We start from the raw sequence: 20,607 nt of genomic DNA, 5'->3' as shown, positions 1-20,607 counted from the left end.
GTCATCGGCCAACGTTGGACACCCACTCCCCGTAGAACAGAGAAACGCCGATGACCGCGAAGACCAAAGCCACAATCCAGAAGCGGATGACGATCGTCACCTCGGCCCAGCCTTTGAGCTCGAAATGGTGCTGCAGCGGAGCCATGCGGAAGATCCTCTTGCCCGTCAGCTTGAACGAGCCCACCTGCAGGATCACAGAGAGTGTGATGATGACGAACAGGCCGCCGAGGACCACCAGAAGCAGCTCAGTGCGCGACAGGATCGCAAGACCGCCGAAGGCACCGCCGATCGCCAGCGAACCGGTGTCTCCCATGAAGATCTTCGCGGGCGAGGCATTCCACCACAGGAAGCCAACACAGGCCGCGGCGATTGCCGCGGCGACAATGGCAAGGTCGCGCGGGTCGCGCACTTCGTAGCAGCCGGCCCGAGCAGATGACATGAGGTCGCAGTTCTGTGTGGACTGCCACGAGGTCATGAGGACGTAGGCGGCGAACACGATCGCGGATGCGCCGGCGGCCAGACCGTCGAGGCCGTCCGTGAGATTCACTGCGTTCGACACGGCCGTGACGACCAGGTTCGCCCAGATGATGAACAGGACCAGGCCCAGACCGAAACCGGCAAAAGCCAGGTCGACGCGTGTGTCCCTGAAAATCGAGATTGCGGTGGTTGCGGGAGTTTCCCCGTAGGAGTTCGGGAAGAACAGCGCGACAACGGCGAAGGTCACCCCGACAAATGCCTGCCCGATCATCTTCGGCACCGGTCGCAGGCCCAAGGAGCGCTTCTTGGAGATTTTGATGAAGTCATCCAAGAAGCCCACAATGCCCAGGCCCGTCATGAGCCACAGGACCAGCAGACCCGACATGGTCGGCTGGGAGCCCGTCAGCAGGTGAGCCAGGAAATAGGCCACGAGGGTCGCCAGGATGATGACGACACCGCCCATTGTGGGCGTGCCCCGCTTGGTTGCGTGGGATGCCGGACCGTCGTCGCGAACGAACTGTCCGTAATTCCTCTTGACAAGGATCTTGATGTACTGCGGCGTGCCCAGCAGGGTCAACAACAGGGCAAAGCACGGGGCGAGGACGACTGCGATCATTGCGCTACTGAAACTCCTGCGAATTCGTCTCCCAGGTATCGCAGACCGGCGTCACGGGAGGACTTGAACAGAACAATGTCACCGGGCTCGACTTCAGATGCCAGAAGTTCGCGGGCTTCCGTCACGGTGGGCACCCAGGCCGCTTCACTGCCCCAGGAGCCTTCGAGGTTTGCCGCCTGGTAGATGGGCAGAGCTCCCTGGCCGACGGCAATGGTGCGGGTGATGTTCAGACGGACCACCAGGTGGCCGATCTCGTAGTGTGCCTCAGCTGATTCGTCTCCGAGTTCGAGCATTTCGCCCAGAACCGCGAAGGTCCGACGAGGCGGGTGGTCGGCATCCCCCGCGCCCATGGCGGCGAGGGTCTTCAGGGCCGCGCGCATCGAGTCTGGGTTGGCGTTGTACGCGTCGTTGAGGACGGTGACGCCGTTGGGCGAGTCAATGAGCTCCATGCGCCACCGGCTGGCAGCGCCGGATGTGGCGAGGATGGTTGCAATGTCCTTGGGAGCGACACCGCACAGGTGCGCAATAGCCGAGGCGGCCAGCGCATTGGACACGTGGTGTTCGCCCAGCAGCGCAAGTTCGATGTGAAGCGGTTCTGGATGATCGGGAAGGTGCAGGTCGAAGGCCGTGCGGCCCGACGGCTGGATGTCGACGTCAGAGGCCCAGACGCCCTCGTCGACATTCGTCCCGAAGAACAGGGTGTCCACGCCCTCAGCCAGAACCGACTGCATGGAGCGCACGCGCGGATCATTGCCGTTGAGCACCGCGGTTCCGCCGGGGATGAGCGATTCGACGAGCTCGGCCTTGGCTCGAGCGGTGTTCTCGATGGACCCGAAGACTCCCGCGTGCGCCGAACCGACTCCGAGTTCGACGGCGATGTCCGGGCGCACGAGCGAAGTCAGATAGGCGAGGTTGCCGATGTTGCGTGCGCCCATTTCGAGCACGAGGTACCGAGTGCTGGCACCGGCACGCAGCGCGGTGAGCGGAACACCGACTTCGTTGTTGTAGGAGTTCGGCGGCCACACGGTCTCTCCGGCTGTCGACAGCAGCGCTGCAGCGAGGTCTTTGACCGTGGTCTTTCCGGCAGAGCCCGTAATCGCCACAACCGTGAGCTCACCCACGCTGCGCAGCGCTTCGACATTCGCCTTTGCCAGCTGGCCAAGAGCCGCGGTTGCGTCATCGACGACGCACGAGGGCAGGTGCTCGCCGTCGACGGACGGAACGGCTTCGGCGATGACGAGCGCCGCACCGGCCTGCACGGCCGCGGCGGCGAATTCGAGGCCGTCGTGGTTCTCCCCCGTGCGCGCGACGTAGATGTCACCGGGGCCCACTTCGCGGGAGTCTGTGACGGCACCGGCGCAGAGAACCGCGTCCGGTGAGATTCCGTAGAGTTCGCCGCCAGTGGCCTGGGCGATTTCTTCAGCAGTGAATTCCTTCATATCCCTTCAGACCTTACCGGTTAGCCGTGGGAGAACCGCACTGTGAGACGGCGGCGCGTGTTATTTCACGGTCGTCAAATGGCAGCTTGGTCTCGCCGTAGTCTTGGCCGGGTTCGTGACCCTTGCCGGCAACCAGGATAGTGCCACTGGTGCCCGCTGCCGCCACCGCCGCCTCAATTGCCTCTCGCCTGCTGGCGTACTCGACGACAGCGTCGGCGGCAGCCCGGCTGGTGCCGTCAGAGACCGCTGCGCGGGCACCGCTGATGACTTCGGCGCGAATGGTCGCAGGATCTTCACTGCGGGGGTTGTCGTCGGTGATGATGACGACGTCTGCGTTCTCCGCTGCGGCTCGGCCCATGAGGGGACGTTTGCCGTGGTCGCGTTCTCCGCCCGCACCGCACACCACGACCAGGGGCTGACCTGCCAGACCGGAGAGAGCCTTTTCAATTGCGTCGGGAGTGTGCGAATAGTCGACAATGGCGCGCGGGGCGTGTTCTGATACGACTTCCATCCGGCCGGGAACGCGAACGCTGAAGTCCTTTGCCGCTGAGGCGAGCTCTTCTGCCGACACACCGGATTCGAGCAGCATGGCAAGCGCCAGCGCGGTATTGCTGATGTTGAAATCCCCCGGCAGCGGGCTTTGGGCGCGGATGCTGCCGTGCGGACCGCTGAGGGTGAACGCAAGGCCGTCGACATCGCCGATCGTGTAGTCTGCTGAGTCTTCGACACCGGCGGCGACGGTGGCTGCGGGGATCTGCGACTCCCGCGCAAGTCGGCGTGCCCAGTCGTCTGCCAGCACGATGACGCCCCGGGATGCGAACTCGGGTGTGAACAGAAGGGCTTTCGCGCGGTAGTACTCTTCCATGCTCCCGTGGAAATCCAGGTGGTCCTGGGACAGATTGGTGAAACCTGCCACGGTGAAGTGCGTGCCGTCGACCCGGTGCTGGCTCAGCGCGTGGGAGGACACCTCCATGGAGCACGCTTCAACGCCCTGGTCGCGCATGTCTTTGAACAGACGGTGCAGGTCGGGAGCTTCCGGGGTGGTTCGGGCGCTCGGCTGTTCCTGCCCGGCGATGACGGTGGCTACCGTTCCGATCAGCCCTGTTGTCTTGCCGAGCTTCTGCAGCAGGGCGTCCAGGATGAAGGTGCTCGTGGTTTTGCCGTTGGTTCCGGTGATGCCGAACAGGGCCGGGGCCTGCGGGTCTGTTCCGTAGACTGCGGCAGCGATGTCACCGAGGACCGCCCGAGGTGCCGGGTGGCAGAGGACCGGAATGTCGCCAACCGCTTCCGACAGCAGGTCTCGTCCGGCCTGATCGGTGAGGATCGCTGCGGCGCCGCGGTCGAGTGCCTGCTGGGCGAACTGCGCTCCGTGCGCGTTCGCTCCCGGAAGGGCCGCGTACAGTCCGCCTGGCGATACGGTCCTGGAGTCCAGACTCACACCGCTGACGGTGATGTTCCCATCCCCGTGAACGACGGCTCCGCCGGGGAGTTCGCTCAGCTTCATCATTTCCATTCTTTCGGAATCAGTTTCGGTTCTTCAGTCGATGGGGCAACGCCCATCTGCCGCAGCGCGTATCCGGTGACTTCTGAGAACACCGGTGCGGCAGAGGTACCACCGTAGTATCCCTTGGTGGGTCGCTGCAGTGTGACGCTCACGGCGAGTTTCGGATTTTCTGCTGGAGCCACACCGGAGAAGTTCGCGGTGTAGCCGCTCTCCCGGTCGCTGGTCTCGACAATCTGGGCTGTTCCGGTCTTTCCGGCCGCCCGGTAGCCCTTGATCTGTGCGGATGTGCCGGTCCCCTCGGCAACGGCGGCTTCGAGCATGGTGATCACCGAGGCCGCCGTCTGATCGCTCACAACGCGGGTGCCTTCTTTCGGCGGGATCTCCGAAACCCGGCCGGAGTCGTTCACGGTTCCCTTTACGAGCTGCTGGGGTACGCGCACTCCCCCATTGCCGAGCGTGGCGAACGCTGAAGCGCTCTGCAGCGTGGTTGCGGAGACTCCCTGGCCGAACATGACGGTGTACGCGGTGCGTCCGTCCCATTTGTCGATGGGGTGGACGCTGCCGGCTGTCGCACCGGGGAAGTCGATTCCGCTGGACTTGCCGAGTCCGAATTTTGTGAGGTAGTCGTAGCGTTGCTGCGGGCTGAGCTTCTGACCGGCCATGAGTGTTCCGGTGTTGGATGACTGTTCGATGATCCCGGAGAAGGTGAGCTTTTCGTCTGCGTGCGGACTGGAGTCGCGGAACTCTTCGCCGTTGGGCGCTTTCCATTTGTCCGGCACCGTGAAGCGGCTTTCCGGTGTGACCAGTCCCTCTTCGATGAGCGCTGCAGCCGTAATGGCCTTTCCGGTCGAACCGGGTTCGACGGGGTCGGTGAATGCGCGTGCTCCTCGGTTGGCTCCGTCGACACCGCCGGGATCGTTGGGGTCGACGGTGGGCGCCTGGGCAACTGCCAGAAGCCTGCCCGTGCCTATCTCCTCAACGACGACCGTGCCCCATTCGGCTTTGTGATCTTTCACTGCAGCAGCGATTGAACGCTGCGCAAACAGCTGTATCTGGGGGTCGATGGTCAGTTCGAGGCCGGTGCCGTTTACCGGCGGCTTGGTGTCGTTTTCGCCCAGCGGGATGATGTCGCCGCGCAGCCCCTTTTCGAACTGTCTGCTGCCGTCTTTGCCCTGAAGCTGTTTTTGGTGCTGCAGTTCAAGGCCCGCCAGCGGCACGCCGTCAGAGCCGACCCACCCGATGAGGTTGCCGGCGACCGCACCGGAGGGATAGGAGCGGACGGTGTATTTCTCGGCTGTGATGCCGGGAATTTCGAGTTCTTGTATCTCCCGCCAGACTTCGCTGGTGATGCCGGTGGCTACGGGATTCCACCTTTTGTCTCCGCTGAGCTTCGGGAAGATCAGGCCGGCTTCGGTGTCGAGGACAGGGGCCATTGCCTTCGCCGCACCCCAAGCGCCGAGTGGTTTGTCGTCATCGTCTTTGTAGGCTGCGACGTTCACCTGATCGACGACTATCTGGTAGCGGTCGGCGTTGTCTGCAAGCACTGTCCCGTCTGCACCGATGATGACGCCGCGGTCTGCTGGAAGCGGCTGGGTAACAAGACGCCCGGCGAGAGCGCGCGAAGCGATCTGTGAAGCGTCCAGCCCTTGAATCCACACGAGTCGGCCGAGAACGCCGATCAGCACGAGCACTGAGAAGAAGGCGACCAGCCGCGTGCGGATCATGAATCCGCGCTGCCGCTTGGTCTTGGCGGACCGACCAGAACGCGGATTCATAGTTTCCCTTACTTGTCGGCCTGTTCGTTTGGCTCTTGGAGCTTCGGCGGGTTGAGCGCTCCGCTGCTGCCGCCGACTACCGGCAGCCGCTCGTCGGATTTCAGGTTCGGTTTGATGTCGTCGCGGGCGTCTTTGCGAGGCCCCGGGACATTGCCGTCGGGCGCTTTGTCCTCGCCCTGTGGGGCATCGACTATTGTGCCATCTTCGCGGATGAACTTAATGGATGCTGCGGGCTTCAGACCCTGAGCTTTCGCTGAGTCTTCGATGTTCTGCGGGCTCATCCGGTACGAGAGGTCTTCAGCGAGGCGGTCGCGGTCATCCGTCAGCTTGTCGCGTTCGGTGCTGAGCTCCTGCACGCGGTAGGTGCTGTGGTTGATGAAGATGTTCGTCACCAGAATGAGTGCCAGCCCCACCACGATGGTGGCTACGCACAGCAGAGAAAAAGAGGACCGAGCTTCAGCAATTTCCGGTACGACGAGGCGCAGCTTCGGTTTGCTCTGCTCTGTTTGCTTCTGCGGGCGACTTCGGGGAGCGGCCGTTTTGACTGCGTGGCTCATTGCGGCTTCTCCTTTGTCTTCTGCACTGCCCTCAGGCGCACACTCGCTGCGCGCGGGTTGGTCTCGATTTCTTCTGCGTCGGCTTTGTCTGCTCCCCTGGTCAGGTCTTTCAGCCAGGGCTGCAGGTGTTCGGGCACGACGGGCAATTCCGGAGGTGCCGCACTGACGGTGCCGGCCCGGAAGAGCTTCTTGACGATGGTGTCTTCGAGGGACTGGTAGGACTCGACGACCGCGGTTCCGCCCACGTGCAGGCCTTCGAGGGCCTGCGGGAGGGCGGAGCGAAGAATGTCCAGCTCCGCATTGACTTCAATGCGCAGTGCTTGGAACGTCCGTTTGGCTGGGTGCGAGCGTCTGCGCTGCCCTTTGGGTTCGGGAATGACCCGCTGCAGCATTTCTGCCAGCTGGTCGGTGGTTTCCCACGGCCGTTTCTGGCGGTCTTCGACGATGACAGAGGCGATCTTGTCAGCCCAGCGCTCCTCGCCGTACTCGGAGATGATGCGAGCCAGTTCCGCCTGGGGGTAGGTATTGAGGATGTCTGCCGCTGTCAGGGCGTCTTCTGCGTTCATCCGCATATCGAGTGCGGTTGCGCGCGAATAGCTGAAGCCGCGGTCGTCGTCATCGAGCTGCAGTGAGCTCACACCGAGATCGAAGAGGACCCCAGCTAAGCGCACGCCGCGCTGCGCAAGGATCGCACCGAGTTCGTCGTCACGCGCGTGCACCGGCGTAAAGCGCTTGCCGAAGCGCTGAAGCCTGCTGCTTGCAATGGCGATAGCTTCGGGATCTCTGTCGATGCCGATGACATGCACGTCGTCGCTGGATTCGAGCACACCTTCTGAATGACCGCCCATGCCGAGCGTCATGTCCGCAACAACGGGGGTGTCCCCGGCTTCGATGACGGCTTCGATGCCCACGGTCAGCAGCTGAACGCACCTGTCCAGGAGGACGGGTACGTGCGGGTAGACGCTCATTGTCATCCTCCTTCTTCTCATTCTTCGCGGCTGTTGAACCTAAGACCCCGTCCGGCCGTGCCCTGGCACCGGGGAAGTGTGTCAGGACTTCCTGGCTTTGGAATCGGGGAAGTATTCCAAAACCCTGTGTTCGGTCGGACGGAGTCTTCGGACCAACAATCAGAAAACTCCGGGAATCACCTCGTCGGTTCGGTCGGCGAATCCCTGCTCGGTCTGTGCGAGGTACTCCTCCCACAGAGCTGAATCCCAGATCTCAGCACGGTTTCCCATGCCGATCACTGCGACATCGCGGTCAAGTGATGCGTACCGGCGCAGGATCTGCGGAATGGTGAACCGCCCCTGCTTGTCCGGCTGCTCAGCCGAAGCCCCGGAAAGAAACACGCGGAGGTAGTCCCTGGCGTCCTTGCTCGTCATGGGAGCGGCGCGAAGCTGCTCGTGGACGGTTTCGAACTCCCGGGTCGAGAACAGGGTGAGACAGCGCTCTTGACCACGGGTGATGACCAGACCTCCGGCCAGTTCCTCACGGAACTTTGCGGGCAGGAGAAGACGACCTTTGTCATCGAGCCGCTGATTATGCGTGCCGAGGAACATGTCGTCTCACCCCTTTCGAAGCCACATGACTCCGATGCGCCCCACTATACTCCACTTTCCCCCACCATGTCCTCCCCAGGGCCCAAAATTGGACCTAGGCCCAGTATTTTGCCTGGTCACAGCGGTGGTAGAAAGTGGGGCGAGTCGGCCGCCAGGGCCCGAAAACGCTTCCAACCTGGGCCCAACGGCGGTCAGCCCCACCGAAATGCCCACCAGAACAGCCCCGCTTAGGCCTCTGAGGAGGAAAGTGGGGGCGCGTGGGGAGGAAAGTGGAGTGACCAGTGGGAGAAAGTGGGGAGCAAAGTGGAGTGGGCCCAGGGTGTGGGGCAGAATGGTGCCTATGACGACACCTTCGCCCGAAGCAATTCAGCACTACGGAGAAGTCGCCTCGCGACTGACTCACGCGGTGAGTTCGGTACTCGACGGCAAAGCCGATACCGTCCGCCTGGCAATCACATCGCTTTTTGCGGGCGGTCATCTTCTGCTGGAAGACGTTCCCGGCGTAGGCAAAACCCTGCTGGCCAAAGCGCTCAGCCGCTCTGTGGGCGGCACCGTTCGACGCATCCAGTTCACCCCGGACCTGCTGCCCTCGGACGTTCTGGGCGTCAATCTGTTCAACCAGGAGACTCGCCACTTCGAGTTTCGAGCCGGGCCGATCTTCTCCAACATCGTCATCGCCGACGAAATCAACCGCGCCTCCCCCAAAACGCAGTCAGCCCTTCTGGAAGCCATGGCCGAATCTCAGGCGACAATCGACGGGACCACGTACCTCATGCCTGATCCGTTTATGGTTGTCGCAACCCAGAACCCCATTGAAATGGAGGGCACCTACGCACTTCCGGAAGCCCAGCGCGACCGCTTCCTCATGCGCACCTCCGTGGGCTATCCCTCGTTGGCCGACGAAGTTTCGATGCTCGGCTCCCACGTGGGCCCGGATCCGCTCGACCGGCTTTCGCCAGTAACCACCACAGAAGAGCTCACGGCCCTTCGCACGGCGGTGGCGGCCCTCCCGGCGACCGACGAACTTCGCACTTACATAGTGAGCCTGGTTGTTGAGACCCGCAGCGACGCCTCTATCCGCATGGGCGTTTCACCGCGAGGATCGGTGGCTCTGCTGCGTGCCGCGCAGGCCAATGCCGTTCTCGAGGGCCGTGGCTATGTCACACCGCACGACGTGCAGGTTATGGCTGTCCCAGTCCTTTCCCACCGCGTTATTCCCCAGGACTCCGACTCCCCCGATGTCGCCGAGCAGCTTGTGGCCGACGTCGTCAGGAGGGTGCCGGTTTCGGCATGAGGATCAACACCTCCGGCTGGGTCTTCATCATCCTCGGCTCAGCGCTCATCATCGCGGCCTACCGGTTCGGCTTCCCGGGCCTTCTTCCCGTGGGCATTGTGTTCATAGGCCTCGTCGCCTTCAGCCTGCTGGCGGCTCTGATCACCAGTTCTCAGCTGAGTGCACAGCTGGTGGCTGACGCGCCGACCCTGGACGGCACCGCAATCACCAGGGTCGGCGACGAGCTCGTCGTCACGGTGCGTGCGGCGAATCGCCTGCCCGCTCCCCTGCTGCCCTTTGATCTGACCTTGCACTCAAAACCCGGATTCGGCACCGATCAGAACGCACACATCGGCGCCCTGCCGCCGCGGGGATATGCAGATGTACAGGCGGTTTTCGTTCCCACTCACCGTGGAATGACCGGGGTCGAGAAGCTCTCGGCAGCTGTCAGCGGACCCTTTGGTCTGACTGCGGCACTGCGCGCGGTTCCCGGCTCACTCGATGTTGCCGCAGCACCGGCTGAAGCGCCGGTCGGGATTCCGCAGTCCCTCTCAGCCCACCTATCGCGCGTATCGAGCGACCGGGTCTCACGCGGGAGGGGAACCCGCGACTACTTCACTCGCGAATACGCACCCGGGGACGATCTGCGATACATCCACTGGAAGACCACCGCCCGCCTGGGTGAGCTTGCGGTCCGCCAAGAAGCAGAAGAGGAACACGCCACCGCGATCGTCGTCCTCGACGGAGGCGTTCAGCCGTCGTCCGCCCAGACCGAGGCCGGCACACAGTTCGAAACGCTCGCAGCCGCCGCTGCCGCGGCAGTGCGCGCATACTTCGCCGCCGGCTATGACGTTCGCCTGCTGTGCGGAGATGAGGACATTCAGATTGAAGCCCGCTCGCTGGACCTGCCGCACGCCGAGCTGGCGATCGCCCAGGCGGATGGTCGCAGTGTGCCCGGGAGCGTGCGCCTTCCGCAGAACGTCGAGACCGTCGTCGTGTGTGCCAGCCGCGGCAGCGTCAACGTGAACATTCCCGCGCGCGCCCACGTGTGGGCTGCCGATTCGGCTGCCGTCTACAGCGGTGCAGACGAACCGGTTCTGCCTGCTCAGTGGTCGCTGACGGCAAGGAGGGGACGCTGATGCAGATGGTCCGCTCCCTTCTTCTGTTTGCCGCGCTGTCGCTGGCAGCCTACGCCACGACCGCCATGTTCTCCGGGCTTGAGCTTCTTGTGCCGGTCATCTCGGTCATCGGCATCACCCTGTTCGTCGGCTGGCTGGCCCGCATGGTCCGGAAGGTCTCCGAGTCCGGGCTGGCGGTCCTCGTTCAGTTCCTCGCGGCAAGCTTCGCCGTGCTCCTCATCTGCGTACCCGAGTCGCTCACGCTCGGCTTCATTCCGGGCCCGTCGTCGATTTCGGCGCTCGTGTCGTCGGTCAGCGCAGGCTTCGAGGACGTGGCCACCAAGCAGATTCCGCTGGCCATCACCGGCGGGCTCATCACAATCTTCACTCTGGGCTTCGGCTTCCTGGCCCTAATAGTCGACGGCCTGGTGTCCGACCTTCGCGTATCGAAGGCGCCGGCACTTCTGCTGCTGACGGTGTGGGCTTTTCCCGTGTACTTCGCTTCGGTGCACACCAAGCCGGTCCACATGGCAGCGATCAGCGCCGCGTTCATCACGGTTCTTCTGACGGAGTATGCGAGTTCGGTGTTCAGAGCGCCCGGCAGCGAAGAGTCGGCTGTCGGCAATGAAAAGCACACGGCCGCCACTAGGCCTGGAGCCGGGGCCCTTCGCCAGCGCGGCACAGTTGTCACCTGGGCCAGAAACGGCCTGCGCCGGTTTCCCGGGACTGCTCTGCTGGCCGGTGCTCTGGCTCTCGTGTTGGGCATCGGTCTGCCCACCGTGCTGCCGGCGATCACCGCAACTCCCCACTACTCCAGTGAGCGCACTGAAGATCTCACGATCATCAATCCGTTCCTCACCCTCCGCAAGGATCTGCAGAACCCGTCAGATGACCCGGTGTTCACCTACACGACCACTGACCCCGGCGGTGTCGAACCCATCCGCCTGACTTCGGTCAGTGAGTTCGACGGCGAAGTGTGGAAGCCAGCTGAGTTCCCGCTGAGCAGGTCGCGCACTGCCGACGGCGGCTTGGCCAATGCACGGAAGCACGCCCCAGCAGGCGCTCAGCAGAGCGCCGAGTTCTCGATCGGCAATCTCGACCAGGCCTATCTGCCGGCTCCCTTCGCTCCCACACAAACCCACAGCGCCGGCCCACAGTGGCTGTACGACCCGAAGACGCTCACGATCGTAGGCAGCGGCGTGACATCGCGGGGACTGAGCTATTCGGTTGACTACCTTTCCGTGCAGCCGACTGCGAAGGAACTCGATGACGCCGGCGCCGATGCGGGGCGTTCGGCTGATCAGAAATACACTCAGCTGCCGAACGACGTTCCTGCGGACATCACCGACAAGGCGCGAGAGCTCACGAAGGACGCAGAATCGCAGTGGGCTAAGGCTGCCGCCATTCAGGCGTATTTCCACAGCGGCGATTTCACCTACTCCCTCGAAGCTCCGACGAAGGCCTCCAGTTCAGCACTGGCGGATTTCATGCGCCAGAAGAAGGGCTACTGTGTCCAGTTCTCAGCTGCCATGGCCTCTATGACCCGCTCGCTGGGCATCCCCACGCGGATTGGTGTGGGCTTCACCGCCGGCACAGAAACAGGTGACGGCCAGTACCAGGTGACTTTTGCCCAGGCCCACGCTTGGCCGGAGCTGTTCTTCGACGACATCGGCTGGGTTCGCTTCGAACCGACCCCCGGCGGTCCCGTTGGTGAGATCCCCGCCTGGACGACCGCCAGTGGGCAGTCCGAGGATGCCGAGCCGACGGAAGAGCCCACATCCGAAAGTCCGGAACCGACTCCGGAAGAAACTGACGACGCCGGTGGTGCAGAGGATGAGGAATCCGATTCTTCAGACCCCGGAGCCGCTGACGCCGCCGCTGACGTTCCGCCGTGGGTGTGGCTGACGCTTGCCGCTGCGGTGGTCCTTGCGTTCCTGCTTCTGCCCGTGATCGTCCGCTCTGCCCAGCGACGTCGCCGGCTCAGGGCTGGGGCTGTCGGACTGTGGGACGAGATCACCGCGACCGCCGCCGATGCCGGGCTTCCCATCCGCTCGTCGATGACGGCACCGGCTGCCGCCTCCGCTCTGGCTGAGCACGCTCCCGAAAGTGCGGCGGAACTCGAAAGCGCCGCGCAGGCATCGGACGCTCAGCGCTACGGCAACGCCGACATCAGCCTCAGGGCAGATGACAGCCGCGGTCTGGCTCTCGATGTTCGCAGCGAGCTCTTCGGCCGTCTGCCCCGGCTGCAGCGTGCAGTGAAGACCGTTCTGCCTGCGAGCGTGTTCCACAGACGAAAATAGGACAGCGTCCGCTATGACTGCGGGCAGGCAGTTTCAGCCGGGTCGGCTGCCCAGCACGGGAACTGCCGAAAGCGCCGGCGGCGGTGGAATTCTCCACCGCCGCCGGCGCTTTTGTTTCCGATAGCGCTCTTGCGCGCGATTCAGCCTTCCCGGCGTTTGTCCCAGCGGTCTTCCATGCGCTCCATAAAGGACGAGCGGCGCTTGGGAGCGGCAGAGCCCCGAGGGGCTGATGCCCTGTTGGGGGAAGACGCCGCGGCGTTTTCGTCCGGGGTCACTGCGTAGTAGCCGCCGAAGACCATGGCGGCGAAGCCGACAACACCGCCTACAGCGGCCATCGGCATAGTGAAGAAGAACAGCGAGGCGATTGCCGCCGCCAGACCGGAAACGAGTATGACGATTCCCAGAACGAGTCGACGCGGTGAGATTCGCAGCCCAGGCGCGTCTTCAGCAGGGCGTGAAATGTTCTGGGCGAAGCCGGGATCTTCGCTTCGCAGCTGCTGTTCAAGCTGGTCGAGAAGCTGCTGTTCGTGATCTGAAAGAGCCATAGTGTGAACTTCCTGCCCAAAACTTCCTGAAGTCGATATGACCAATGATAGTGCCACATGAGTCTTTGAGTTCCATGGGCGGAGAAAAAGTTCCTATTCCGGTGGCAGAAGCGATGCTGCGGAGATGGCGTTCGCGCCGAACTTCTTGCGGATTTCGTCGACGGCAATATCGGATTCCCGCGTTGACCGCCCCTCGCCTTCTAAGGTCTCCTGCCTGCCGACAACATCGACCGACTGAAGATTCGATGCCGCCACACCCAGCAGTCTGGCTCCCGTCCGCTTAGCCGCGGCCGCCTCGAGAGCCCCGAGGAGCGCCTCGTACACCTCACCGGTGACATCGGTCGGCGCCGGCAGGGTGACTGCCCGGGTGGTGGTGGTGAAATCCGGTGAGCGAAACTTCAGCGTGACCGTGCCTGCGGCGAGCCCCTCCGCGCGGACTCGGGCAGTCACCCTGTCGGTCAGACGAAGAAGTTCGGTTCGCAGGCGCTCCAGCTGGTAGATGTCTTCGTCGAACGTGCTCTCAGCGCTGATCGAATGATCCTTGGCCTTTTCGTGAACTGTCCGACTGTCGCGCCCCTGCGCGTATCCGATAAGCGCTGGGCCGGCTGACCCAAGAGTCTTCGCCGCCCATACCGGCGACTGGCGGGCCAAGTCGCCGATCGTGCGAATACCGTAGCGAGACAGGGTTTCGTGCGTGGCCCGCCCGACTCCGGGCAGCGCCGTGACGGGCATCGACTCCATGAACTGCGCCTCTTTGCCCACCGGGACCACCAGCTGTCCGTTGGGCTTGGCTCGTGCCGAGGCGATCTTCGACACGACCATCGCCCTCGACAGGCCGATGGAGGACGGCAGGCCGGTCTTCTCGGCAATGGTCTGCCGCAGCTGCAGGGCGATTTTCGCGGGGCTGCCCAGCCTGCGCACCGCACCGGAAACATCGATGTATCCCTCGTCGACGCTGACACGGCTGAAATCCGGGGTGATGTCGCCGACCACATCAAAAACACGGCGTGAGTACTCGGAGTAGACGCCCTTTGTGGGCGGTACGACCACGGCACCTGGGCACAGCGCCAGGGCCCGGCCGATCGGCATAGCCGAATGTACGCCGTAGGCGCGCGCCTCATAGCTTGCCGAGGAGACCACTCCCCTCCCGCTGCGTCCGCCGACGATAACGGGACGGCCGTTGAGCGAAGGATCGATCAGCCGTTCGACGGACACGAAGAACGCGTCCATGTCCAAATGGAGGATCGTGCAGCCTGCGTCGTCGTCGCCCAGGCCGGTCAGGTCACCGCCGGTGCGGTCCAGCTGCTTTCTGCTCATACGTCCTCCCCCACTCATCGTACGCGGGCTGACGCCCCACGGCCCGCAACGCGCAGTCAGCCGCGGCTGCGGTTTCGGGCCGGGCCCACCGCAGACTGCGGCCCGTTTAGGCTTAGGGCATGAGCCTTACAGATCCGTCTGACGTCCGTCGCCTGGTCGATGCTGCTCTGCGCGAGGGCCTCGATCGCACCGCCAGTCGCTTCACCGCGCTGTCGCCGACAGCTGAACACCTCATGCGGCCGATTCTGGACTTCACGGCATCCGGCAAGCGCATCCGCGCTCTCGCCGCCTGGTGGGGCTTCGAAATCGCTGGCGGCAGCGCCGACACCCACCCCGGCATCGCGAACGCTGCGGCCGCCGTCGAACTTCTGCACGCCGCAGCGCTGATCCACGACGACGTGATTGACGCCTCCGACACCCGGCGGGGTGCACCGTCTGTGCATCGGCAGTTTGAAGCGCTGCACAGAAGAGACGGCTTTGCCGGCGACAGCGAACACTTTGGAATCGCCACGGCAATAGTCGCCGGCGATCTGTGCCTGGCACTGTCCGAAGAGTTTTGGTCCCTGACGGGTCTGCCCGACGCAGCATCTCCCGCGGCACTGGCAGCGCGCAACGACCTGCGCCGCGATGTCATGTTCGGCCAGTTCCTCGACATCTACGTCCAGGACGCACCCGTGAGTGCTTCCGAGGTCACTGATCGCGCATGGGAAGTTCTCACCTACAAAACAGCGAAGTACTCCGTGGAGCAGCCGTTCGCCGTCGGCGCGTCGATTGCCGGTGCCGATGACGAGGTCGTAGATGCGCTGCGCGCTTTCGCCCTGCCCCTGGGGCGGGCCTTCCAACTGCGCGACGACGAACTGGGCGTATTCGGCGACCCGGCGATCACCGGCAAGCCCGCAGGGGATGACCTGCGCCAAGGAAAGAAGACAGTGTTGGTCGGCTACACCCTCGAAGCGCTGTCAGAAGAAGAACGCGACTGGTTTGTCCGCACCCTGGCAACTGAGCGCAAAACCGCTGACGACATCGCGCAGATGACGGACCTCATCCGTTCTTCTGGAGCGCTCGAGCGCATGGAGCAGCTCATAGCACGAGAAGTCGCTGATTCCGAGGCAGCGCTGGATGCACTCGGGAAACTGGGCCTGGACCCGGATGGACACAAAGTCCTGCGCAGCTACGCGCAGTCCCTGACCGTCCGCTCCAGCTGAGCTGTCTTAGAACGCAAGCGCCTGGGCGCGCCGGCGGATCTCGGATTTCTCACCGCGACGGAGGAAGTCAATGGCCCGCCCGGGCAGAGTGTCATCGTTCTCGTACAGCCAGGCAATAGCCTCGTCGTCAGAGAACCCGGCATCCGCAAGCAGCACGAGAGTTCCCCTCAGAGCAGGCACGGGCTGACCGTCTTTGATGAACAGCGCAGGAATTCGCATGGTCGGCGGAGTCCCTGACTTCAGTCCCAGGAGGGCGCGGTCCTCGATCTTTCGGTGCACCTTCGTCACCGGAACATCGAGAAGCTCAGCCGCCTGCGCCGCTGTTACCCATTCGTCAACGATCTCTTCAGCTCTTTTCACACTTCAAGCCTACGGCACTTCGATCTGCCGACATATGGCCGCCGACGACTCCGATGATCCGACACGCCGCTGGGCCTGGCCGTGCCCGTCGACTGGTGGACCTAGTCTTGGGACAGACACACTTCCCCGTAGAAAGCGTCCTATGCAGCGAGACACCAGGCGCGACCCGAATGGCGCGCCCGCGCCGGGTTTCACCTCGGGAACCATCACCGAGGCCGTCCCGGTGACCCACGGCGGCCGCACCTACCGTGTGCGCACCGGCGACACCGTCATCAGCGTTGCCAAAAAACACGGCGTTTCAGCGCCGGCACTGATCGAGCTGAACGAACTGCGCGGACGCACCACGCTCATGCCCGGACAGATTCTGTCCCTGCCGGAGAAGAACGTACCGCCGCCGCCTGCCGGCCACACCGTCAAGACCGGCGACACTCTCGCTTCCATTGCCCGCCAGCACGGCACCTCGACTGCTGCGCTGCAGCGCGCAAACGCCATGGGCAGCTCTGTCCTCATCACCGTCGGAGAAGTGCTGGCGCTGTCCGGCTCCGGTGCTACCAGCGCCCGCGTCAAACCTGCGATGCCGGAGAAGCTGCCGAACATTCCGCACACCGTCGACGGTCGTGAATACCCGGAAGACGTGCTCTTGGCAGCACGGCTCAACAAAGCCCAGCTCATGCGCCGACCCGCCCCAACCCGCTCCTGGGTGCGCAAGACCGTTCTTCGTCTGGCCGGCGAAATCGGCGTCGACGGCCCGCTTGCACTGGCCGTGGCCACACAAGAATCCGGCCTGAACCACCGTTTGGTCTCGCCGGTCAACGGAATCGGCATCATGCAGCTGACACCGAGGGCCGGACAGTGGGCGTCTTCGCTTATCGGCCGTCGCCTGGACATCCTCGACCCGGAGAACAACATCGTCGCCGGACTGGCCATCCTGCGCCGGCTGCTGGCCACCACTGACAACCGCTCGGCAGCTGTTGCCGCCTACTACCAGGGTGCTGCCAGCATCGAACGGACGGGAATGGCCCCTGACACCCGCTCGTTCGTGCGGACCGTCGACATCCTCACCGAACGCTACAGCCACAGTCCGGAGGTGCCGCATGGCACAGATCCGTGATCAGCTGATCGGCGTTGTCCTCGACGGCCGGTACCGCATCGAATCCGTGGTCGCCCGCGGCGGAATGGCGATGGTGTACCGGGGCACCGACCTGCGACTCAAACGCGAGATCGCAGTCAAAGTCATGCACGGGCACCTGGCCAGCGACCCCTCGTTTGTCGAGCGCTTCGAACGCGAGGCGATGAATGCCGCCCAGCTGTCCCACCCCAACCTCATCGCGGTCAACGACCAGTCCCGCGACGGCGACGTCGTCTACCTCGCCATGGAATACCTCGAGTCGGTCACCCTGCGCAAGGAGCTGAAGTTCCGCGGTCGATTCACACCCCGGCAGGCGATCAGCGTTGTCGACGCCATCCTCGCGGCGCTCGAAGCTGTTCACGAAGCCGGAATGATCCACCGAGACCTCAAACCCGACAATGTGCTGCTGGGCACCGACGGGCAGATCAAACTCGCCGACTTCGGGCTGGCCCGCGCGGTGACGAACGCAACAACCACGAAAACACTCATCGGAACGGTCGGCTATGTAGCGCCGGAGCTTGTCACCCGCAGCGGCGCTGATGAGCGCACTGACCTCTACACGCTGGGCATCATGTTCTACGAGATGCTCACGGGGTCTCAGCCCTACACGGACGATGTTCCGATTCAGGTGGCCTACCGTCATGTTCACGACCGCGTAAAAGCACCGTCCGAAGCTGTTCCCGGTCTGAGCCCCCAGCTTGACGCTCTTGTCCTGTGGGCCACGAGCCCCAATCCGGACGACCGCCCCGAAAGCGCGTCCTCTATGCGCCAGGCTCTTGGCGAAGCGCGATTGGCAATGACCGATGAGGAACTCGACTTCGGCGGCACATCGGATGCGGCTGATCCCACCGAACCGGTTCTGACCGCAACTGCTGACATCGACGCGCAGATCGGAATCGAAGCTCCCGAATCAGCTCCCGGCACTGGTGAGATTCCCAAGCTCACGGCAGACGAAACACCCGCCGAGATCGATTCCACGGCGGACCTTGCAGGCACCCTGACAGCCGCCGCGGTTTCTGCCGACGGCACTCCCCCGGTCGATCTGCCGCCGGTGGCAGGCGAGCCGACGGCAGCAGAAGAACTCGAAGCCGACGATGAGCCGCGCAGGTCGCGCCGTCGCCGCCCCCTGCTCATGGGGTTGATCGCCGCTGTCGCGGCGCTTGGGCTGGCGAGCTCGTTCGGCATAGCCAAGGCAGCCGGCCTCATAGGAGGGCAGGCCGAGCAGGAAGCCGTCATGGTCGCCGTTCCCAAGATTGAGGCCGGCACTGCCGAGGATGATGCTCGGCAGACTCTGGAGAAGGCCGGTTTTGCCGTCAGCGCTGAGAGCAGCCACCACGGTGAGGTTGCCAAGGGGACGGTTATTGAGACTCGACCCGCGGCTGGGAAGGAACTCCAGAAAGGCGAAGCAGTCACCCTCGTCACCTCTGATGGCCCCGAAACGGTCGCTGTTCCCACAGTCGTCGGCAAGACCGAGGACGAAGCCGCAAAGGCGCTTACTGACGCCGGGCTGAAGAAGGGCGAGGTTTCGACCGTGGAGGATCAGGGGCCGAAAGGCCGCGTTGTAGCCCAAAGTGCCAAGGCGGACAGCCAGGCCGAGAAGGGAAGCGCGGTCGACATCACGGTCTCCAGCGGGCCGAAGACGACTGCCCTTCCCGATCTGCGGGGCCAGGAATACGAAGCCTCCTATAAGCGGCTGCTGGGCCTGGGCTTCCGTGTGGCCCGCGACGATGTCTACAGCGAACACACGCCCAAGGGCAAGATCGTGGCGATGTACCCCGGTCCCGGCGAGAAGCGCATCGCCGACACTCTGGTGATCCTCAAGGTCTCCAAGGGCAAGGAGCCTCCAAAGGACGACAAGAAGAAGGACGAAGACAAGAAAGACGACAAGCCGAAGGACTGAAGCTGAGTCTGCGGCCGTCGGACATAGAAAACCGCCGGGTTGAAGTTGCGCGCTTCAACCCGGCGGTCTGTTTTCGGTCAGATTGTTCAGTCGGCACCCTCCGTGAGGTACTCGGCGACCTGGAACGCCATTTCCAGCGACTGGTCGTGGTTAAGGCGGGGGTCGACGAGGGTTTCGTAGCGACGCTGCAGGCCCTCTTCGTCGATGTTCGCTCCGCCGCCCATGATTTCGGTGACGTCATCACCGGTGAGCTCCACGTGAATGCCGCCGGGTACCGTGCCGATTTCCTGGTGGGCGCGGAAGAATCCGGTCACCTCGCCCATGACGTCCTCAAAGCGGCGGGTCTTGTATCCATTGGACGCGGTGATGGTGTTGCCGTGCATCGGGTCGCACATCCAGGTGACCTGTGGAAGGTCGTCTTTGACGGCTGAGAGCAGTTTGGGAAGCTGCTCGCCTACTGTATTCGCGCCCATGCGGGTGATGAAGGTCAGGCGACCGGGCTCGCCCTCCGGGTCGAGCTTTTCTGCCAGGCGCAGAGCGTCATCTGCCGTTGCGTTGGGGCCGAGCTTCACTCCGATCGGGTTCTTCACGCGCGAAAGGAAGTCGACGTGGGCTCCGTCAAGATCACGTGTGCGCTCACCGATCCACAGGAAGTGGCCGGAAACGTCGTAGGGGTCACCTGTGCGCGAATCAATGCGGGTCAGCGCCTGTTCGTACTCCAGCAGCAGAGCTTCGTGAGCCGAGTAGAACTCGACAGTTCGCATGGCGTCGAAGTCGACACCGCATGCGTCCATGAAACGCAGCGCGCGATCGATGTCTCCGGCCATCTTTTCGTAGCGAACGTAGTTCTCATTCGCCCCGAGGAAGCCTCGGTTCCACTGGTGCACCTGCCGAAGATCCGCGAAACCGCCCTTTGTGAAGGCGCGCATGAGGTTCAGAGTCGATGCGGATGCGTGATAGGCCTTGAGCAGACGGGCCGGGTCGGGGCGGCGAGCGTCTTCGGTGAACTCGTGGGAGTTGACGATGTCACCGCGGTAGCTTGGCAGGGTCACGCCGTCGCGGGTTTCAACATCGGAGGACCGGGGTTTGGCGTACTGACCGGCCATGCGACCCATTTTGACGACTGGAACAGCAGCACCGTAGGTAAGAACTGCGGCCATCTGGAGGATCGTCTGTACGCGGCGGCGAATGCTTTCGGCCGTGGAGTCTTGGAACGACTCAGCGCAGTCGCCACCGGCCAGCAGGAACGCTTCGCCGCGCGACGCGGCCGCAATCTGAGCCTTCAGCTGGTCGGCTTCGCCGGCGAAGATGAGCGGCGGAACTCGGCGCAGCTGTTCCAGCGATGCTTCGAGCTCTTCGGGATCGGTGTACTGCGGCTGCTGTTTGGGACTGAGATCGCGCCAGGCGTCAAGACCTTTGAGGGTTTCTTCGGAGGCGCGGGCATCGCCGGCCAGCTCAAACATAGGGTTAACGCTTTTCACAATCATCCACTCTCTGCTGTCAGCACGGGCGATCAGCGCCCCGGTCCGCCGT

Annotated in this window: 17 protein-coding genes; 6 read left to right on the top strand and 11 right to left on the bottom strand. The window is 63.6% G+C overall.

Annotated features, from left to right (window positions below; all coding sequences use genetic code 11):
* Window position 1 precedes the first annotated feature (1 nt).
* From mraY to mraZ, 7 genes are all read right to left on the bottom strand, one after another.
* Window positions 2–1,093 (bottom strand): phospho-N-acetylmuramoyl-pentapeptide-transferase, encoded by a 1,092-nt coding sequence (mraY, locus tag HMPREF2757_RS00310; RefSeq protein WP_070572314.1) that lies wholly within the window; start codon window positions 1,091–1,093, stop codon window positions 2–4.
* Window positions 1,090–2,532, bottom strand: a complete 1,443-nt coding sequence (gene murF / locus HMPREF2757_RS00305; protein WP_070572312.1) for a UDP-N-acetylmuramoyl-tripeptide--D-alanyl-D-alanine ligase — start codon at window positions 2,530–2,532, stop codon at window positions 1,090–1,092. The genes mraY and murF overlap by 4 nt, the downstream gene beginning before the upstream one ends.
* Window positions 2,533–2,545: 13 nt before the next feature.
* Window positions 2,546–4,039 carry a UDP-N-acetylmuramoyl-L-alanyl-D-glutamate--2,6-diaminopimelate ligase gene (locus tag HMPREF2757_RS00300; RefSeq protein WP_070572310.1) on the bottom strand — a complete coding sequence of 498 codons (1,494 nt, stop codon included), beginning with the start codon at window positions 4,037–4,039 and terminating at the stop codon, window positions 2,546–2,548.
* Window positions 4,036–5,811 (bottom strand): peptidoglycan D,D-transpeptidase FtsI family protein, encoded by a 1,776-nt coding sequence (locus HMPREF2757_RS00295; protein WP_070572306.1) that lies wholly within the window; start codon window positions 5,809–5,811, stop codon window positions 4,036–4,038. Before HMPREF2757_RS00295 ends, HMPREF2757_RS00300 begins: the two co-directional genes overlap by 4 nt.
* A gap of 8 nt (window positions 5,812–5,819) precedes the next feature.
* Window positions 5,820–6,368, bottom strand: a complete 549-nt coding sequence (locus HMPREF2757_RS00290; protein WP_070572304.1) for a cell division protein FtsL — start codon at window positions 6,366–6,368, stop codon at window positions 5,820–5,822.
* Window positions 6,365–7,336 (bottom strand): 16S rRNA (cytosine(1402)-N(4))-methyltransferase RsmH, encoded by a 972-nt coding sequence (gene rsmH, locus HMPREF2757_RS00285; protein WP_070572302.1) that lies wholly within the window; start codon window positions 7,334–7,336, stop codon window positions 6,365–6,367. Before rsmH ends, HMPREF2757_RS00290 begins: the two co-directional genes overlap by 4 nt.
* Before the next feature lie 159 nt (window positions 7,337–7,495).
* Entirely contained in the window at window positions 7,496–7,927 is a 432-nt protein-coding gene (gene mraZ / locus HMPREF2757_RS00280; protein WP_070572300.1) for a division/cell wall cluster transcriptional repressor MraZ, read from the bottom strand.
* 340 nt (window positions 7,928–8,267) lie between these two features.
* Between mraZ and HMPREF2757_RS00275 the strand changes: the two genes are divergently transcribed.
* Genes HMPREF2757_RS00275 through HMPREF2757_RS00265 form a run of 3 tightly spaced genes read left to right on the top strand, consistent with a single transcriptional unit; the run spans window position 8,268 to window position 12,618 of the window.
* Window positions 8,268–9,221, top strand: a complete 954-nt coding sequence (locus HMPREF2757_RS00275; protein ID WP_070572298.1) for an AAA family ATPase — start codon at window positions 8,268–8,270, stop codon at window positions 9,219–9,221.
* Window positions 9,218–10,339, top strand: coding sequence for a DUF58 domain-containing protein (locus HMPREF2757_RS00270; protein WP_070572297.1), 1,122 nt, complete (start codon window positions 9,218–9,220; stop codon window positions 10,337–10,339). Before HMPREF2757_RS00275 ends, HMPREF2757_RS00270 begins: the two co-directional genes overlap by 4 nt.
* Window positions 10,339–12,618, top strand: coding sequence for a transglutaminase TgpA family protein (locus HMPREF2757_RS00265; RefSeq protein ID WP_141750113.1), 2,280 nt, complete (start codon window positions 10,339–10,341; stop codon window positions 12,616–12,618). The genes HMPREF2757_RS00270 and HMPREF2757_RS00265 overlap by 1 nt, the downstream gene beginning before the upstream one ends.
* 140 nt (window positions 12,619–12,758) lie before the next feature.
* Here HMPREF2757_RS00265 and HMPREF2757_RS00260 read toward each other — a convergent pair whose 3' ends face one another.
* Both HMPREF2757_RS00260 and dinB read right to left on the bottom strand, forming a co-directional pair.
* The gene (locus HMPREF2757_RS00260) at window positions 12,759–13,163 is read right to left on the bottom strand and encodes a DUF3040 domain-containing protein (protein ID WP_070572292.1); all 405 of its coding nucleotides are present in this window, start codon (window positions 13,161–13,163) and stop codon (window positions 12,759–12,761) included.
* Between the two features lie 93 nt (window positions 13,164–13,256).
* A complete protein-coding gene (gene dinB, locus HMPREF2757_RS00255; protein ID WP_070572290.1) occupies window positions 13,257–14,480 on the bottom strand; it encodes a DNA polymerase IV in 1,224 nt (407 codons plus the stop codon).
* 119 nt (window positions 14,481–14,599) lie between these two features.
* Between dinB and HMPREF2757_RS00250 the strand changes: the two genes are divergently transcribed.
* Window positions 14,600–15,685, top strand: a complete 1,086-nt coding sequence (locus HMPREF2757_RS00250) for a polyprenyl synthetase family protein (RefSeq protein ID WP_070572288.1) — start codon at window positions 14,600–14,602, stop codon at window positions 15,683–15,685.
* 6 nt (window positions 15,686–15,691) lie between these two features.
* On the opposite strand, the gene HMPREF2757_RS00245 is transcribed toward HMPREF2757_RS00250, so the two are convergent.
* Complete coding sequence (locus HMPREF2757_RS00245; protein WP_070572286.1) at window positions 15,692–16,045, bottom strand: Rv2175c family DNA-binding protein; 354 nt, start codon at window positions 16,043–16,045, stop codon at window positions 15,692–15,694.
* Between the two features lie 142 nt (window positions 16,046–16,187).
* Between HMPREF2757_RS00245 and HMPREF2757_RS00240 the strand changes: the two genes are divergently transcribed.
* Together HMPREF2757_RS00240 and pknB are read left to right on the top strand one after the other, a co-directional pair.
* Entirely contained in the window at window positions 16,188–17,156 is a 969-nt protein-coding gene (locus tag HMPREF2757_RS00240) for a lytic transglycosylase (protein ID WP_070572284.1), read from the top strand.
* Window positions 17,140–19,074: a Stk1 family PASTA domain-containing Ser/Thr kinase gene (gene pknB, locus HMPREF2757_RS00235; RefSeq protein ID WP_070572282.1), complete on the top strand. Its 1,935-nt coding sequence runs from the start codon at window positions 17,140–17,142 to the stop codon at window positions 19,072–19,074. The genes HMPREF2757_RS00240 and pknB overlap by 17 nt, the downstream gene beginning before the upstream one ends.
* An 86-nt stretch (window positions 19,075–19,160) precedes the next feature.
* On the opposite strand, the gene HMPREF2757_RS00230 is transcribed toward pknB, so the two are convergent.
* Window positions 19,161–20,537, bottom strand: a complete 1,377-nt coding sequence (locus HMPREF2757_RS00230) for a class II 3-deoxy-7-phosphoheptulonate synthase (RefSeq protein ID WP_070572280.1) — start codon at window positions 20,535–20,537, stop codon at window positions 19,161–19,163.
* Window positions 20,538–20,607: the final 70 nt, after the last annotated feature.

This window comes from Brevibacterium sp. HMSC063G07 (assembly GCF_001810665.1).
In the GTDB taxonomy this organism is placed as follows: Bacteria; Actinomycetota; Actinomycetes; order Actinomycetales; family Brevibacteriaceae; genus Brevibacterium.
This window is presented reverse-complemented; position numbering and strand designations above follow the sequence as displayed.

What these genes read in the sequence shown, in the direction of transcription:
- mraY (WP_070572314.1), bottom strand. Translation starts at nt 1,093, where the DNA reads ATGATCGCAGTCGTCCTCGCCCCGTGCTTTGCCCTGTTGTTGACCCTG.
- murF (WP_070572312.1), bottom strand. Translation starts at nt 2,532, where the DNA reads ATGAAGGAATTCACTGCTGAAGAAATCGCCCAGGCCACTGGCGGCGAA.
- HMPREF2757_RS00300 (WP_070572310.1), bottom strand. Translation starts at nt 4,039, where the DNA reads ATGATGAAGCTGAGCGAACTCCCCGGCGGAGCCGTCGTTCACGGGGAT.
- HMPREF2757_RS00295 (WP_070572306.1), bottom strand. Translation starts at nt 5,811, where the DNA reads ATGAATCCGCGTTCTGGTCGGTCCGCCAAGACCAAGCGGCAGCGCGGA.
- HMPREF2757_RS00290 (WP_070572304.1), bottom strand. Translation starts at nt 6,368, where the DNA reads ATGAGCCACGCAGTCAAAACGGCCGCTCCCCGAAGTCGCCCGCAGAAG.
- rsmH (WP_070572302.1), bottom strand. Translation starts at nt 7,336, where the DNA reads ATGAGCGTCTACCCGCACGTACCCGTCCTCCTGGACAGGTGCGTTCAG.
- mraZ (WP_070572300.1), bottom strand. Translation starts at nt 7,927, where the DNA reads ATGTTCCTCGGCACGCATAATCAGCGGCTCGATGACAAAGGTCGTCTT.
- HMPREF2757_RS00275 (WP_070572298.1), top strand. Translation starts at nt 8,268, where the DNA reads ATGACGACACCTTCGCCCGAAGCAATTCAGCACTACGGAGAAGTCGCC.
- HMPREF2757_RS00270 (WP_070572297.1), top strand. Translation starts at nt 9,218, where the DNA reads ATGAGGATCAACACCTCCGGCTGGGTCTTCATCATCCTCGGCTCAGCG.
- HMPREF2757_RS00265 (WP_141750113.1), top strand. Translation starts at nt 10,339, where the DNA reads ATGCAGATGGTCCGCTCCCTTCTTCTGTTTGCCGCGCTGTCGCTGGCA.
- HMPREF2757_RS00260 (WP_070572292.1), bottom strand. Translation starts at nt 13,163, where the DNA reads ATGGCTCTTTCAGATCACGAACAGCAGCTTCTCGACCAGCTTGAACAG.
- dinB (WP_070572290.1), bottom strand. Translation starts at nt 14,480, where the DNA reads ATGAGCAGAAAGCAGCTGGACCGCACCGGCGGTGACCTGACCGGCCTG.
- HMPREF2757_RS00250 (WP_070572288.1), top strand. Translation starts at nt 14,600, where the DNA reads ATGAGCCTTACAGATCCGTCTGACGTCCGTCGCCTGGTCGATGCTGCT.
- HMPREF2757_RS00240 (WP_070572284.1), top strand. Translation starts at nt 16,188, where the DNA reads ATGCAGCGAGACACCAGGCGCGACCCGAATGGCGCGCCCGCGCCGGGT.
- pknB (WP_070572282.1), top strand. Translation starts at nt 17,140, where the DNA reads ATGGCACAGATCCGTGATCAGCTGATCGGCGTTGTCCTCGACGGCCGG.
- HMPREF2757_RS00230 (WP_070572280.1), bottom strand. Translation starts at nt 20,537, where the DNA reads ATGTTTGAGCTGGCCGGCGATGCCCGCGCCTCCGAAGAAACCCTCAAA.